At 37.8% G+C, this 12929-nt stretch carries 13 protein-coding genes; 6 read left to right on the top strand and 7 right to left on the bottom strand.

The features are described 5' to 3' along the window. Positions 1-232: 232 nt before the first annotated feature. Positions 233-2092 carry a monovalent cation:proton antiporter family protein gene (locus tag ACFX4N_RS17620; protein ID WP_013055442.1) on the bottom strand — a complete coding sequence of 620 codons (1860 nt, stop codon included), beginning with the start codon at positions 2090-2092 and terminating at the stop codon, positions 233-235. A 158-nt stretch (positions 2093-2250) separates the two neighbouring features. Beyond that, positions 2251-3627, bottom strand: a complete 1377-nt coding sequence (gene mgtE / locus ACFX4N_RS17615; RefSeq protein WP_057274299.1) for a magnesium transporter — start codon at positions 3625-3627, stop codon at positions 2251-2253. A gap of 177 nt (positions 3628-3804) precedes the next feature. On the opposite strand from mgtE, the gene prpE reads away from it, so the two are divergent. Next, positions 3805-4545 carry a bis(5'-nucleosyl)-tetraphosphatase PrpE gene (prpE, locus tag ACFX4N_RS17610; RefSeq protein ID WP_025749875.1) on the top strand — a complete coding sequence of 247 codons (741 nt, stop codon included), beginning with the start codon at positions 3805-3807 and terminating at the stop codon, positions 4543-4545. An 18-nt stretch (positions 4546-4563) separates the two neighbouring features. Here the strand turns inward: prpE and ACFX4N_RS17605 are convergent, their stop codons facing one another. The 4 genes from ACFX4N_RS17605 to ACFX4N_RS17590 all read right to left on the bottom strand — a co-directional run bounded on the left by ACFX4N_RS17605 (position 4564) and on the right by ACFX4N_RS17590 (position 7395). Further along, positions 4564-5472: an RluA family pseudouridine synthase gene (locus ACFX4N_RS17605; protein ID WP_192100506.1), complete on the bottom strand. Its 909-nt coding sequence runs from the start codon at positions 5470-5472 to the stop codon at positions 4564-4566. 14 nt (positions 5473-5486) lie between these two features. After that, positions 5487-6284, bottom strand: coding sequence for an NAD kinase (locus ACFX4N_RS17600; protein WP_025749877.1), 798 nt, complete (start codon positions 6282-6284; stop codon positions 5487-5489). A 61-nt stretch (positions 6285-6345) separates the two neighbouring features. Continuing rightward, positions 6346-6981, bottom strand: coding sequence for a GTP diphosphokinase (yjbM, locus tag ACFX4N_RS17595; RefSeq protein WP_014461566.1), 636 nt, complete (start codon positions 6979-6981; stop codon positions 6346-6348). A gap of 27 nt (positions 6982-7008) precedes the next feature. Further along, on the bottom strand, positions 7009-7395 hold the full coding sequence (locus ACFX4N_RS17590) for a UPF0738 family protein (protein WP_013055436.1): 387 nt from the start codon (positions 7393-7395) through the stop codon (positions 7009-7011). A gap of 216 nt (positions 7396-7611) precedes the next feature. On the opposite strand from ACFX4N_RS17590, the gene ACFX4N_RS17585 reads away from it, so the two are divergent. From ACFX4N_RS17585 to ACFX4N_RS17565, 5 genes are all read left to right on the top strand, one after another. Beyond that, complete coding sequence (locus tag ACFX4N_RS17585; RefSeq protein WP_029324774.1) at positions 7612-8202, top strand: CYTH domain-containing protein; 591 nt, start codon at positions 7612-7614, stop codon at positions 8200-8202. Positions 8203-8206: 4 nt separating this feature from the next. Beyond that, a complete protein-coding gene (locus ACFX4N_RS17580) occupies positions 8207-8896 on the top strand; it encodes a lytic transglycosylase domain-containing protein (protein WP_192100505.1) in 690 nt (229 codons plus the stop codon). 286 nt (positions 8897-9182) lie between these two features. Beyond that, a complete protein-coding gene (locus tag ACFX4N_RS17575; RefSeq protein WP_013055433.1) occupies positions 9183-9593 on the top strand; it encodes a globin domain-containing protein in 411 nt (136 codons plus the stop codon). Positions 9594-9619: 26 nt separating this feature from the next. After that, positions 9620-10471 (top strand): ClpXP adapter SpxH family protein, encoded by an 852-nt coding sequence (locus ACFX4N_RS17570; RefSeq protein ID WP_013055432.1) that lies wholly within the window; start codon positions 9620-9622, stop codon positions 10469-10471. 294 nt (positions 10472-10765) lie between these two features. Beyond that, on the top strand, positions 10766-10945 hold the full coding sequence (locus ACFX4N_RS17565; protein WP_013055431.1) for a hypothetical protein: 180 nt from the start codon (positions 10766-10768) through the stop codon (positions 10943-10945). Positions 10946-10976: 31 nt separating this feature from the next. Here ACFX4N_RS17565 and pepF read toward each other — a convergent pair whose 3' ends face one another. Then, positions 10977-12794: an oligoendopeptidase F gene (gene pepF, locus ACFX4N_RS17560; protein WP_192100504.1), complete on the bottom strand. Its 1818-nt coding sequence runs from the start codon at positions 12792-12794 to the stop codon at positions 10977-10979. Between the last annotated feature and the right edge of the window lie 135 nt (positions 12795-12929).

Here is a 12929-nt window from a genome sequence, read left to right as displayed (position 1 = left end):
GCATTTGAGAAAACACAATAAAAGAGGTTGAGACATAACTAAATTAATTCAATCTAAAGACGCACAAATGGGACACATGAGCTGAACCGCTTGTTACACCGCAACAAAAAAAACGAACCACTAATCAAACATTTTGATCAGTGGTTCGTTTTTTTACTTGAGCTAAAATACTTTTGTCCTAGCCTCTTCTTCTCATTCAATAAGATAGAAAACTAAACCTACCTAGATACCTTTATCTAATTTTATACTCAAGAAGCATACGCAATTCATTCACATACGAACGAGACCCCGTTACAATCAAACGATCATCAAATTCAAGCTCTGTATCGCCATGAGGTACAATGGAATCTTTGCCTCTAAAGATTCGAACAAAAATCACATCTCCTGTAAATGGGAACTTACGAAGCTCTACCCCCTCGTATTTAGGGTTACGCATATTAATTTGATAAAGTGCTGTTTCTTGATTCGTTAAGATATTTAAAATATTTGGCGATTCGATTAAAGCTTTTAGCAATGCAGTCGTAGATAACAGCACAGAAAAAACTTCAATGTTATTTTCTTTCATCTTTTCATCTAATACAGGACTTTCTACGCGGGCAATAACCCGTTCTGTACCATATTCTTTTGCAAATAGAGCAATGTCGCTATTTCTTTCTTCTTCCCCTGTTGTTACAACTAATACATCCGCATCTAAAATCCCCATACGTATTAAAGTTTCCTTACTATATCCATCGATGTCGACGATATTAAAAATGGAATCCGACGTACGGTTTTCAATTTTGTCCTGAGTAGGATGATAAATCGTAACATCATATAAATCAAGATCCATTTCTCGAATAACCGGGAGTGTAAATTGATTTGCACCGAGCATATTAACCTTCAGCTTTCTGTCACTGATTTCTGGCTTTGGAAACAGCTTTCTAAAGATAATAGGTGTAATAATACATGTAATAATCGCCACCAAAATCAGCGCACCGGACATTTGTGAATCAATAACACCAATATTTTCACCAACCGTTGCTGCCGCAATAACGAGTGATAAAGTCGATGTTAAAAGAAAACCCGATGCCAAAACGGTTTTCATATCATACCATTTTCTTAAGATTAACGCTGGGACTAGCTTGGATATCAACAGTGCAATGAATAATAAAGGCATTAATATCAGCACTTTTTTATCACTGAACAATGACCAAACGTCAAGCTTCACTCCTACCATCACGAAAAAGATAGGAATTAAAAATCCGTAGCCAAACGAATCTAATTTATGAACTAAGTTTTTGTTAGGCGCAAGAAGAGAAACGAGTGATCCCGCTAAAAAAGCGCCTAAAATGTTTTCAACACCAATTGACTCCGAAAGACCCACCAGAATAATAATGAGTGCAAATACCGCGCGCGTGTCGATTTGAATTGTACCTTTAGACATTGTCTCAAGAAACGATCGGTTTTTAAACTGCTTCCCTATGAAGTATAAAATCACTCCTACTCCAAATAAGATTAAAATCAACCATGTATTGCTATTTCCTGATTTATCATAGACGGAAGCAAATACGGCTAGTAAAATCATCGTGACTAAGTCCGCAATAACCGCAATCAATAAAATGGTTTGTCCAATCGGCTTTTTCATAATCTGTGCATCTTTTAATGTCGGCACTACTACTCCTAGTGAAATGGTAGAAATAATAAGCGTCATCAAAAAGGCGTTATCAATAAAACCTGTCCATACAAAAACATAGGACAAAAATAGTGAAACCGCAAAGATAGCTGCAAACACTAGTATAGAAATGGAAAAAGCATTTGGCACCTTCGCTCCTGATACCTTTTTGTCTTTTGAATTTCCTCCAGCAAAAGCAGAAAAATCAATTTCTAAACCACTTAAAAACATCAAAAAGATAAAGCCTAGAGTGGAAAGTGTTTCAAGCCACATATCCTGCTCCACAAGGTCAAAACCACTTTTCCCTATAATTAATCCCATAATAATTTCAGCTACGACTACAGGTATAATGTTGAGTTTAAACCGATGCAACAGTATAGGCGTTAAAAAGGCCAAACTAATGACGATAACAAGTGATGTAAAGGACGCGTGCTGTTCCATTAGATTCCCCTCCTTTTACCTTCGCTATTTATAAAACGAAGACGTTAGTATTCAAAATTAAAGGTTAATCATAAAAGCTTGAAGGTTCTCTGTCAACTATATGAACTGATAATGAAAATCCGACATGATTACTCATGTCGAATTCTAAAGTCCTTTCATTATTTTAAATAACTCATAAATGTTGTCGCTAGACCGAAGTAAATTAAAATACTGATAAGATCATTGATCGTTGTAATAAATGGTCCTGATGCGACTGCAGGGTCAATTTTGAACCTGTGCATGAGAAGCGGGATAAACGCTCCTGCTAGTGTAGCCACAATCAATGTTGAAAATACAGAGACGCCTACCAAAGCGCCTAAAATAAGATCACCTTGCCAAATATAAACAATTAATACAACTAAAAGTCCGCATGATGCGCCCGTAATCATTCCGGTAGCTGCTTCTCGGATTAACAGCTTAAATTTGCTTTCTTCTTCGATTTCTCCCGTCGCCAGTCCGCGAACCGCAACGGCTAGTGCCTGTGTTCCTGTATTACCAGCCATACCGCCAATCAAAGGTATAAATACAGCTAAAATAGCTACTTGATTCAACGTATCTTCAAAACGTCCAATTAAACTCGCTGTCATCATTCCTAAAAACAGCAAAATGATAAGCCAAGGCAGCCTCTTTTTGGCCGCTACTAAAGGATTGTGGTCAATCGTATCATCTACATCACTAATACCCGCTAATTTAGAATAGTCATCCGATGCCTCTTCATCAAGAACGTCCATCACATCATCAACCGTAATGATCCCGAGAAGATGCTGCTGAAAATCAACAACTGGAAGCGCAAGAAAGTTGTAATCGCGCATAATACGCGCAACTTCTTCTTGGTCTTCTGCTACTGACACAGATACGACTCGTTCATTCATAACTTCGCTTATCATCGTATCTTCATCTGCTATAATTAAATCACGAAGAGAAATAACACCTGCTAGATGCTTTTGTTCATCAATAACAAATACATAGTAAATCGTTTCCGCTTCTGGAGCTTCCCTGCGTAGAATGTGCATGGCTGAATGTACGGTTTGATTTTCACGAATGGACACAAACTCAGTCGTCATAATACTTCCAGCGGTATATTCCTCGTAATGAAGCAGCTCTTTAATTTCATCGGCTGCTTCTTCATCCATAATCGTTAAATAGCTCGCCACTTGTTCTTTATCCAATTCATTTAATACGTCAACGGCATCATCCGCCGACATTTCCGACAGCATGTCTGCTGCAAAATTGGGATGCATCTCTGAGAGAATTTCTTGATAATCTTCTTCTCGTATCTCTACATTTTCAAAGATATCCGCCATTTCTTCCGGAGATAACATCTCGTACAGCGCAAATCTAGAACGCTCATCTAATTCTTCAAAAAATTGAGCTTGGTCATACGTATGCATATGTAAAAATTCTTCACGAAATGCATCGATTTCATTTTTTTCTAAAAGTGATAATAAATGTTCGGCGAACCATGCCTTTTCTTCTTTTTCAATTGAATCTGTCATGTCTTCAACCTCCCTGTCGCACAAAACTCATTTAACTTTATGATGAATTTTGTTTTTTTTCAACTCACAGCTCTTTACTCTTTTCCCAATAATATATAAGTTCTACACATAGTTTGCTCCATATAAGGGTAATTTTATATCGTCAAAGGAAAAACCTTTTAAGGATGTGGATAAAAGATGAAAGTAGATATAATAGGCGATATCCATGGGTGCTATGATGAATTAAAAGCGTTAACAGAAAAACTTGGGTATGAGTGGCAAGACGGGATTCCTGTCCACTCTGACGGACGGCGCCTTGGATTTGTAGGTGATTTAACAGACCGAGGACCTCATTCACTAAAAGTGATTGAGCTCGTATGGTCACTTGTAATAAAGCATCAGCAAGCTTACTACTGTCCAGGCAATCACTGCAATAAGCTATATCGCTTCTTTTGCGGTAACAAAGTGCAAATTACTCATGGGTTAGAAACGACCGTTGCTGAGTACGAAGCTTTACCTTCAAGAGAACAGAAATTCATTAAGAAAAAGTTCATTGAGCTTTATGAGCAATCGCCTCTATATGTGCAGCTTGATCAAAACCAATTAATTATTGCTCACGCCGGTCTTAAAGCTGAATACATCGGCAGAACGGATAAAAAAGTAAAAACCTTTGTGCTATACGGAGACATTACGGGTGAAAAACATCTAAACGGCATGCCTGTCCGACGGGATTGGGCCCAACATTATAATGGAAAACCTTTTATCGTGTATGGGCATACACCCGTAGTAAAAGCCAGAAAAATTCATAATACCATTAATATTGATACAGGCGCAGTTTTTGGAGGGGCTTTAACGGCGTTTCAGTATCCTGAAAGGAATATTATATCGGTGCCTTCATCTATGCCTTACGTAGAGGAAAAATTTAATCACTTCGTGTAAAAAGAAAGTCGCTTTTCATTAAAAAAAGCGACTTTCTTTTACGATTTGAAGTTTCTGCATATCTGGCGGCAAAGGTGCTGTAAAAGACAAAGTTTTTTGTGAAAAAGGATGAAAAAAAGTGAGCTCATAGCTGTGAAGAGCTTGACGAGAAATAAGATGATTCGTTCCGCCATATAAGGTATCTCCAAGCAGTGGATATCCTTTATAAGCCATATGAACACGAATTTGGTGAGTTCTCCCCGTCTCAAGCGAAAGAGCAACTTCTGTAAAAGAAGAATACTGACGAAGCGCCGTATAGTGTGTAATAGCAAACTGCCCATCTTCTCTTACTTCCCGTTCAATGATACTTGACTCTTTTCGGCCAATCGGTGCCTCTATCGTTTCTTTGCCAACAAGCTTACCATGAACAAAAGCTCGGTACACGCGTTTAATTTCATGTTCTTTTTGTGCTTTAGAGAATAAGTAATGAACGTGCCTATGCTTAGCGACAATAAGCAGCCCAGATGTGTCTCGGTCCAACCTATTCACAAGATGAACAGTTGAGTTAATGTTATTTTCCTCATAATAATAGAGCACAGCATTACTTAGTGACCACGTTAGATGTTCTCGAGAAGGTATACTTGGCATCTTTGGCTGCTTATTCAAAACTAATATATACTCATCTTCGTATACAATATCCAAAGGTATAGCTCTAGGAAGAAGACTTTCACTTGCTTTTTCTGGTGGAAACGCCACCTTGATTTCGTCACCTTTTTGCAGAATATATCGAACCGTTGCATGCTTTCCATTTACTTCAATTGCTCCTCCTCTGAACTTAATGTCCGTCAGAGAAGCTTTGGAAATATCATGTTCTTTTAAAAATTCACGAACCGCTACACCCTCGAAAGAATTATCTACGGTCCAACTCAACGTAAAAACTTGTTTCATTCTCTTCCCTGCCTTTAATCATCACATACAAAAGAGTCTCTGACACGCTGCCAGAAAGGAAACGCACGAAAGCGAGCAAATCGAATTTTTTCGCTTGCTACCCGAAATTGAATCGACTTTACATCTTTATGTAAAAGAGTTAAATGATCAATGGTAATTTGAAAGTCTGCGTCGTTGACAGGCTTTAACAGCGCTGTATGATGTCCAGGAAGAACCAATGGAGAACCTATCGTACGGAACACTCGATTGTTAATAGAAGCCATTTCAGCAATTTGAATAGCTTGAAGCGAAGGATGTAAAATCGCGCCTCCAAGGGATTTGTTGTAAGCTGTACTTCCCGAGGGAGTGGATACGCAAAGGCCGTCTCCTCGGAATGTCTCAAATCGCTGCCCTTTAATTTCCACATCCATTACTAAAGAACCTTCTACACTTTTTACCGTACATTCATTCAGAGCTAAGTATCGAGCTTCGCGTCCACCGTTTGTGTAGCGAATAATCACTTCGAGCAGTGGATACTCTACAGTCTGATAGGGTGTCTTTGCAATAGCAATCACCAGCTTCTCAATCTCATCAGGTGTCCAATCTGCGTAAAAGCCTAAATGGCCGGTATGAACCCCAATAAAAGCCGTCTTGTCAAGTCGGTTTCGATAGCGGTGAAACGCGTAGAGAAGCGTTCCATCCCCTCCTACTGACACTACAATATCAGGCTGGTTTTCATCATATTCTAAATGAAAATCTAATAAATACGTTTTCATTTTTTGCATAAGCGTATTTGATATTTGGTTGCCTTTTGATGTAATAGCAAATTTTATTTTCTCCACCTAATTCTCTCCCCCTATCCATCCAATGTACAAAGCTGTTGCTGAGTCATACCTAAGATTCTTCCGCCGATTCTTTTTTTCGTGAGAAAATAGCCTGAGCTTCTTGAATCTCACCTCGTATTTGAGACATTTCTTCATCGAGCTGAGTAGCCGCTTCAGAAGCACGCTGAAGTCGTTTTTTGATATTCTCAGGAAATTTCCCGCTGTACTTATAATTTAAAGAATGCTCAATTGTAGCCCAAAAATTCATAGCCAGTGTACGAATTTGAATTTCCACTAAAATTTTCTTTTCACCTTTAATTGTTTGAACAGGATAACATACGACCACATGATATGAACGATAGCCGCTTTCTTTTTTATGAAGAATATAATCTCTTTCTTCAATCAATTCAAAGTCTGTTCGCTGACGAAGGAGCTCTACGACCGCTTTAATATCGTCCGTAAATTGACACATCATACGGAGTCCCGCAATGTCCTGCATCTCTTCCTCTAAGCGATCGAGAGAAATTCCTTTTCGAGTCGCTTTATCCAAAATACTGGCGATAGGCTTTACTCGTCCCGTCACGAATTCAATAGGTGAATGTGTAGACTTCATATCATACTGTGAACGAATTCCCTTTAATTTCACCTTAAGTTCTTCAACGGCTTGTTTATACGGTGCTAAAAATAAATCCCAATGCCTGATCATTAATAACACCCCCCTTTTTTCTCTCTATTACTTATTTTCTTTATCTAAAAAAACTTCCTCTACTCTTGCTACCATCTCGTCTCCATAATTCACATTTCCTTCGATGTTACTGATGAGATAAGATAGCTCTTCTTTAACGGCTGATAGCTCAATTACTTTCTTATTAATTTCTAAAAATACTTTCATATCTTTATGTAAGACGTGCTTTAAATTTGCCCAAATATTATCACTAAGGCCAACATACATAAATTGATCATTAATATCTACAACATATACAAATGACATGTTATCTGAGTCAACAAGCATTTGTTTTGTATCTTCCAATTGTTCAATTTCCGTCTCAATAGGGTCTGCTTTTAAATGTAATTCATTTGATTTCATCACACAGGTAGTGATGTCAATTCGATTGTGCATAAATAAACTCCTTCCAACTATACAATTCGTTACTATTTTAACACATTCCAGGAACGTTTAATAAAGGTAAAACCTAAACAATCCGTATTTCTTCATTTTCCAAGTTCCCCATATGGTTATTCCTGTTAGGAAATGTAGTTTTACTGTCTCAAAAAGTGTGATAAATTAAGATGGAAAGTGCCTTACCAAAAGACCTAAATTAAAAGGATGATTTCATTGAAACAAGAAATTGAAATTGAATTTAAAAATATAGTAACGAAAGAAGAGTTTGATCGTCTCCGCTCACACTTTCAACTAACTGAAGATCAGTTTGTTTCTCAAGAAAACCACTATTTTGATACACCTGCTTTCTCATTAAAAGACTGCGGGGCTGCCCTGCGAATTAGAAGCAAAAAAGATAAGTCCGTTCTCACGCTCAAACAGCCTCATCAAGAGGGTCTTTTAGAAACACATGAAGCATTAACAAATGAACAAGCTAAAGAATTGCGAGATGGCAGCGCCAAGATTCCGTCAACAATTCAACAGCTTATTACTGATTTACAAGTCGATAGCCATGCGCTAACTTATTTTGGCACTTTGCGTACAAGTCGAGCAGAAATTCCATATAAAAACGGGTTACTTGTACTCGATCATAGCTTTTATCTAGGTGCTGAGGATTATGAACTTGAATACGAAGTAACCGATGCCAATGAAGGAGCAAAATATTTTGAGCAATTGCTTACGGAGCTTGATATTAAAAAGAAACCAACGGAAAATAAAATTCGACGGTTTTACAAGCGAAAGTATACGTTAATGGATGGAGAATAAATTCATGAGCATGAATATTAACAATTACATGTCTTCCGTTCAATTTCCTGGAACTCAGCCATTTTCAGTTAACAACCAGATGCCAACAGCTAACGTGATGCTTGGTACAACTTTACTCTCTGTATTTGCTCAGCTTTTTCAAGACTACGTCAATCAAGAGCCTCAAATGAGTACCAATCTTTACTTGAAGGCAGCGCAGATGTTTCCATCTACGGCGGTTCAAATGCAGTCCGAGCCATCTATTTCTTCCTCAAGTAAGGCAGCGGCTTCAAATGCTGCCTTACCTGTACAAAAAAATGAAACGGCAAAGGCCAATTCTCAGGATGTACAAACGATAATTACAGAAGCAGCTGCACGCTACCAGCTGGATCCTAAACTTATTCGTTCTGTTATTAAACAAGAATCAAACTTTAATCCATCTGCCAAAAGTTCTGTAGGAGCGGCTGGGCTTATGCAGCTAATGCCAGCAACCGCTAAAGCTCTTGGTGTAGAAGATCCGTATGACTCCAAGCAAAATGTGTTTGGAGGAGCCAAATATCTTCGACAAATGTTAGATAAATACAACGGAAACGTGAAATTAGCATTGGCGGCCTATAATGCTGGACCAGGTAACGTTGATAAATACGGCGGAGTACCCCCTTTTCAGGAAACGCAAAAATATGTAAATAAAATTATGTCTTCTTATCTTGTGTAAATGAGCCAAAGCATTCGCCACTCGAACATGGAATGGCTGTAGTTTGTCGAGGTTACACTATATAAATAGAAGGAAACGTTTGTGAAAGTATTCCTTTGTTTCTCATAATTAGTGATTCGCCACAGCATCATAGACTTTTCTTATGTAAAATTCGACTTTATCTCTTTTCCAGTAGAAGAAGTAAGCGGATAGTTTGAGTTAACGAAATGACACTGCTAAAATTAAGGAAAGTAAAAAACACCAAAGAGTTAAGACGTATATTTCTTATAACAAAGGAGTTATCAACATGAGAGAAAAAATCCACTCCCCTTACGAATTATTAGGCGGTGAACATACGATTTCAAAACTTGTTGATGCTTTTTATACACGCGTTGGACAACATCCTGAGCTCGCGCCAATTTTTCCTGATGATTTAACAGAAACAGCACGAAAGCAAAAGCAATTTCTGACACAATATTTAGGCGGGCCTTCGTTATACACTGAAGAGCATGGTCACCCTATGCTGAGAGCTAGGCATCTTCCTTTTGAAATTACACCGTCAAGAGCCAAAGCCTGGCTGACATGTATGCATGAAGCAATGGACGAAATTAATTTAGAAGGCCCTGAGAGAGATGAACTTTATCATCGTCTTATTTTAACTGCCCAACACATGATTAATTCACCGGAACAGACAGATGAGAAAGGATTTTCACATTGAGTAATCTAAATAGCCAATACCCATCCTTGCATCAGCTTTGTCAAGGTTCAAATAAAAAACCGCTTGAAATCTATGTATTTGTTGACCCTCTTTGCCCGGAATGCTGGGCACTCGAGCCTATTCTAAAGAAGTTACAAATAGAATATGGTCAGCTGTTATCCCTCAAGCATGTGCTTGGCGGAAACTTACAGCAATTAAATATTGGAGCACAGCAGAAATTTGAACATATTGCAAAATCGTGGGAGAAAACTGGAAGCCGCTCCGGTATGTCATGTGACGGCAATCTGTGGCTTGAAAACCCAATCGATACTCCTTACGCTGCATCAATTGCGATTAAAGCGGCCGGTCTGCAAGGAAAGAAACAGGGCATTCGCTTTTTGAGAAGACTTCAAGAAGTAGTATTTTTAGAAAAACAAAATGTTACAGAAGAATCTGTCTTAATACAATGTGCAAAACATGTGGGGCTAGATGTTAATGAATTTGTAAAAGATTTGCATTCAGATTACGCTGCGAAGGCCTTTCAATGTGATTTAAAAATCACGTCGGAAATGGATGTCGATGAAATTCCAACTCTTGTGTTCTTCAACGAAAAAGTTGAAGAAGAAGGCATTAAGATATCAGGATACTATTCGTACGAAACATATGTACACATCATTAAAGAGATGTTAGAAATTGACCCAGATCCAGCTTGTCTTCCGCCTCTTCGTTCATTTTTAAGCTATTTTCAATTTGTTGCTTCAAAAGAAGTTGCGGTTGTGTATGGTTTATCATTAGAAGAGGCTGAAAAAGAATTGAAAAAACTTCAGCTTCAGCAAGTGGTTGAGAGAGTTCCTGTCAAATACGGCACCTTTTGGAGAAGTACTGAAAAGAGCTGTTAATCATTAAATGTTGATGCTTATCCTAAGCATCAACTAAACAAAAAAGACTTGGCTTTCGCCAAGTCTTTTCGTTTGTCTTAAGACAACAAGGGGATGGGAGAAATTTTTCACGGTCAAACAAAGGGGTATATGTTTGTTTTGTGATAAACTTCACGATTAATACTATAGCAAATTATGTCGACTTTTGGCAACCCCTTTTTTCAATTTTATTCACTTTTTTATAAAAAAACTTCATAAACAGCCAGATTCACTCATATAGTACAACCAATTATGCTTTTAATAGAGGTGTTAACTATGAAAATTGCTGGAATTACTCTAGGGGTTGTTATTCTTTTGGTTTCTTTTTTATTCTATATTTTATCTCTTATGCAGCTTGTTCCTCTCATTATCGCAGGCCCTCTCTTATTTTTAGCTATTCTTATTATTTTTACATTGCTTAACAATCACAACAAATTTCGAGGATTTAAAAAATGAAGCAGGATACAGCTCCTGCTTCATTTTAATTTTATTGATTTAATAAACGTTCCATTTCCGTTAATTTCTCTTCAAATACAGCTAGCGCTTCTTCAATAGGCTGAGACGTTGTCATGTCTACTCCTGCTTTTTTCAACACTTCAATTGGATAATCAGAGCTTCCTGACTTTAAGAAACCTACATAGCGCTCAACAGCTGCATCTTCTTCTTCAAGGATTTGCTTGCTTAATGCCGCTGCTGCACTGAACCCTGTAGCATATTGATAAACGTAGTAATTGTAGTAGAAATGCGGAATACGAGCCCATTCTAATCCAATCTCTTCGTCAATTACTAAGTTGTCTCCAAAATACTTTTTATTTAAGTCATAATATAATTTTGTTAATAATTCAGGTGTAAGCGGCTCTCCGTTTTGAGCACGCACGTGCACATCGTGCTCAAATTCAGCAAACATCGTTTGACGGAATACCGTACCGCGGAATCCTTCTAGATAATGGTTAAGCAAGTACAAGCGCTGCTTTTCATCATCAATCGTTTTTAGTAAATAATCGTTTAGAAGCGCTTCATTACACGTTGAAGCTACTTCTGCCACAAAGATTGAATAATCTCCGTAAGGATATGGCTGCGTTTTTCTTGTGTAATAACTGTGTACAGAATGGCCAAATTCATGGGCTAGTGTAAACAAGTTATTTACATTATCCTGCCAGTTCATTAAGATATAAGGATTGGTGCCGTACGTTCCTGAAGAATAAGCACCGCTTCGCTTGCCTTTGTTCTCATGAACGTCTACCCAACGGTTTTCAAATCCTTCTTTTAACACGTTAAGGTAGTCTTCACCTAGTGGTTTCAGGCCTTTTAAAATATAATCTTTTGCTTCTTCATAGGCTACTTCCATTTTTACGTCTTTTACTAAAGGCGTATAGAGATCATACATATGAAGCTCTTCAATTCCCAATACTTTCTTACGTAAATCAATATATCGATGCAATAAATGCAAATTATCGTTCACTGTTTTAACTAAGTTATCGTATACTTCTTCTGGAATGTTATTTGTGCTAAGAGCTGAGTGACGAGCTGAATTATAGTGACGAACGCGGGCGCTAAAATTATCTTTCTTCACCGTGCCGCTTAACGTACTTGCAAACGTATTTTTAAATTTACCGTACGTTTCGTACACCGCTTTAAACGCTTCTTTTCGTACGCGGCGATCGCTGCTTTCTAGGAAACGAATATAGCGCCCGTGCGTAATTTCTACTTCTTCTCCATTTTCATCTTTAATGGAAGGAAATTCTAAATCTGCGTTATTTAACATTCCAAACGTGTTGCTTGAAGATCCTAGCACTTCAGAAGCCTGAGCAAGAAGCGCTTCTTCGCTTTCTGATAAAATGTGCGGACGCTCGCGAGTAATTTCATCTAATGCATGAGCATATAACTTTAGCTCTTTATGTTCCGCCATGTATTGTTTAATTTTTGATTCTTCAATAGACAAAATTTCTGGTGTTACATACGATAGTGCACTTGCAATTTGGGTATAAAGTGTTTTGATACGATCATTTAACCCTTGATAAAAAGAGTTAGTGGTATCTTGATCGTAGCGCATATGAGCATATGTATAAAGTTTACTAACGCGCATTGTGAGCTCGTCTTGCTCTTGAAGAGCGTCGTATAAAGTTTGAGCGGACTCTCCAAGTTTCCCTTTGAATTTTTCCATTTGCGGAATAAGAGCTTTTACTTCTTCAAATTCTTTTTCCCATGCGTCATCTGAAGCAAAAATATCCTCTAGTTTCCACGTATCTTCTACTTTTATCTCGCTTCTACTTGGTAACTTTTTTACTTTTGATTGTTCACTCATGGTCATCCCTCCATCTTTTTCTACCTGTCTATAACTGTTCGCTTTTTCTAAGGCGAATCCTTTTTATTTCTTTCGTTATTGTATGTTGTTTTAAAAGAATTAATCAAAAGTCAGTACGCTTTTGAAAAAAGGATT

It is taken from the genome of Priestia sp. YIM B13551 (assembly GCF_042787905.1).
Taxonomy (GTDB): domain Bacteria; phylum Bacillota; class Bacilli; order Bacillales; family Bacillaceae_H; genus Priestia.
This window is presented reverse-complemented; position numbering and strand designations above follow the sequence as displayed.

Coding starts and splice junctions, on each gene's coding strand:
- ACFX4N_RS17620 (WP_013055442.1), bottom strand. CDS start 2,092: ATGGAACAGCACGCGTCCTTTACATCACTTGTTATCGTCATTAGTTTG.
- mgtE (WP_057274299.1), bottom strand. CDS start 3,627: ATGACAGATTCAATTGAAAAAGAAGAAAAGGCATGGTTCGCCGAACAT.
- prpE (WP_025749875.1), top strand. CDS start 3,805: ATGAAAGTAGATATAATAGGCGATATCCATGGGTGCTATGATGAATTA.
- ACFX4N_RS17605 (WP_192100506.1), bottom strand. CDS start 5,472: ATGAAACAAGTTTTTACGTTGAGTTGGACCGTAGATAATTCTTTCGAG.
- yjbM (WP_014461566.1), bottom strand. CDS start 6,981: ATGATCAGGCATTGGGATTTATTTTTAGCACCGTATAAACAAGCCGTT.
- ACFX4N_RS17590 (WP_013055436.1), bottom strand. CDS start 7,395: ATGCACAATCGAATTGACATCACTACCTGTGTGATGAAATCAAATGAA.
- ACFX4N_RS17580 (WP_192100505.1), top strand. CDS start 8,207: ATGAGCATGAATATTAACAATTACATGTCTTCCGTTCAATTTCCTGGA.
- ACFX4N_RS17575 (WP_013055433.1), top strand. CDS start 9,183: ATGAGAGAAAAAATCCACTCCCCTTACGAATTATTAGGCGGTGAACAT.
- ACFX4N_RS17565 (WP_013055431.1), top strand. CDS start 10,766: ATGAAAATTGCTGGAATTACTCTAGGGGTTGTTATTCTTTTGGTTTCT.
- pepF (WP_192100504.1), bottom strand. CDS start 12,794: ATGAGTGAACAATCAAAAGTAAAAAAGTTACCAAGTAGAAGCGAGATA.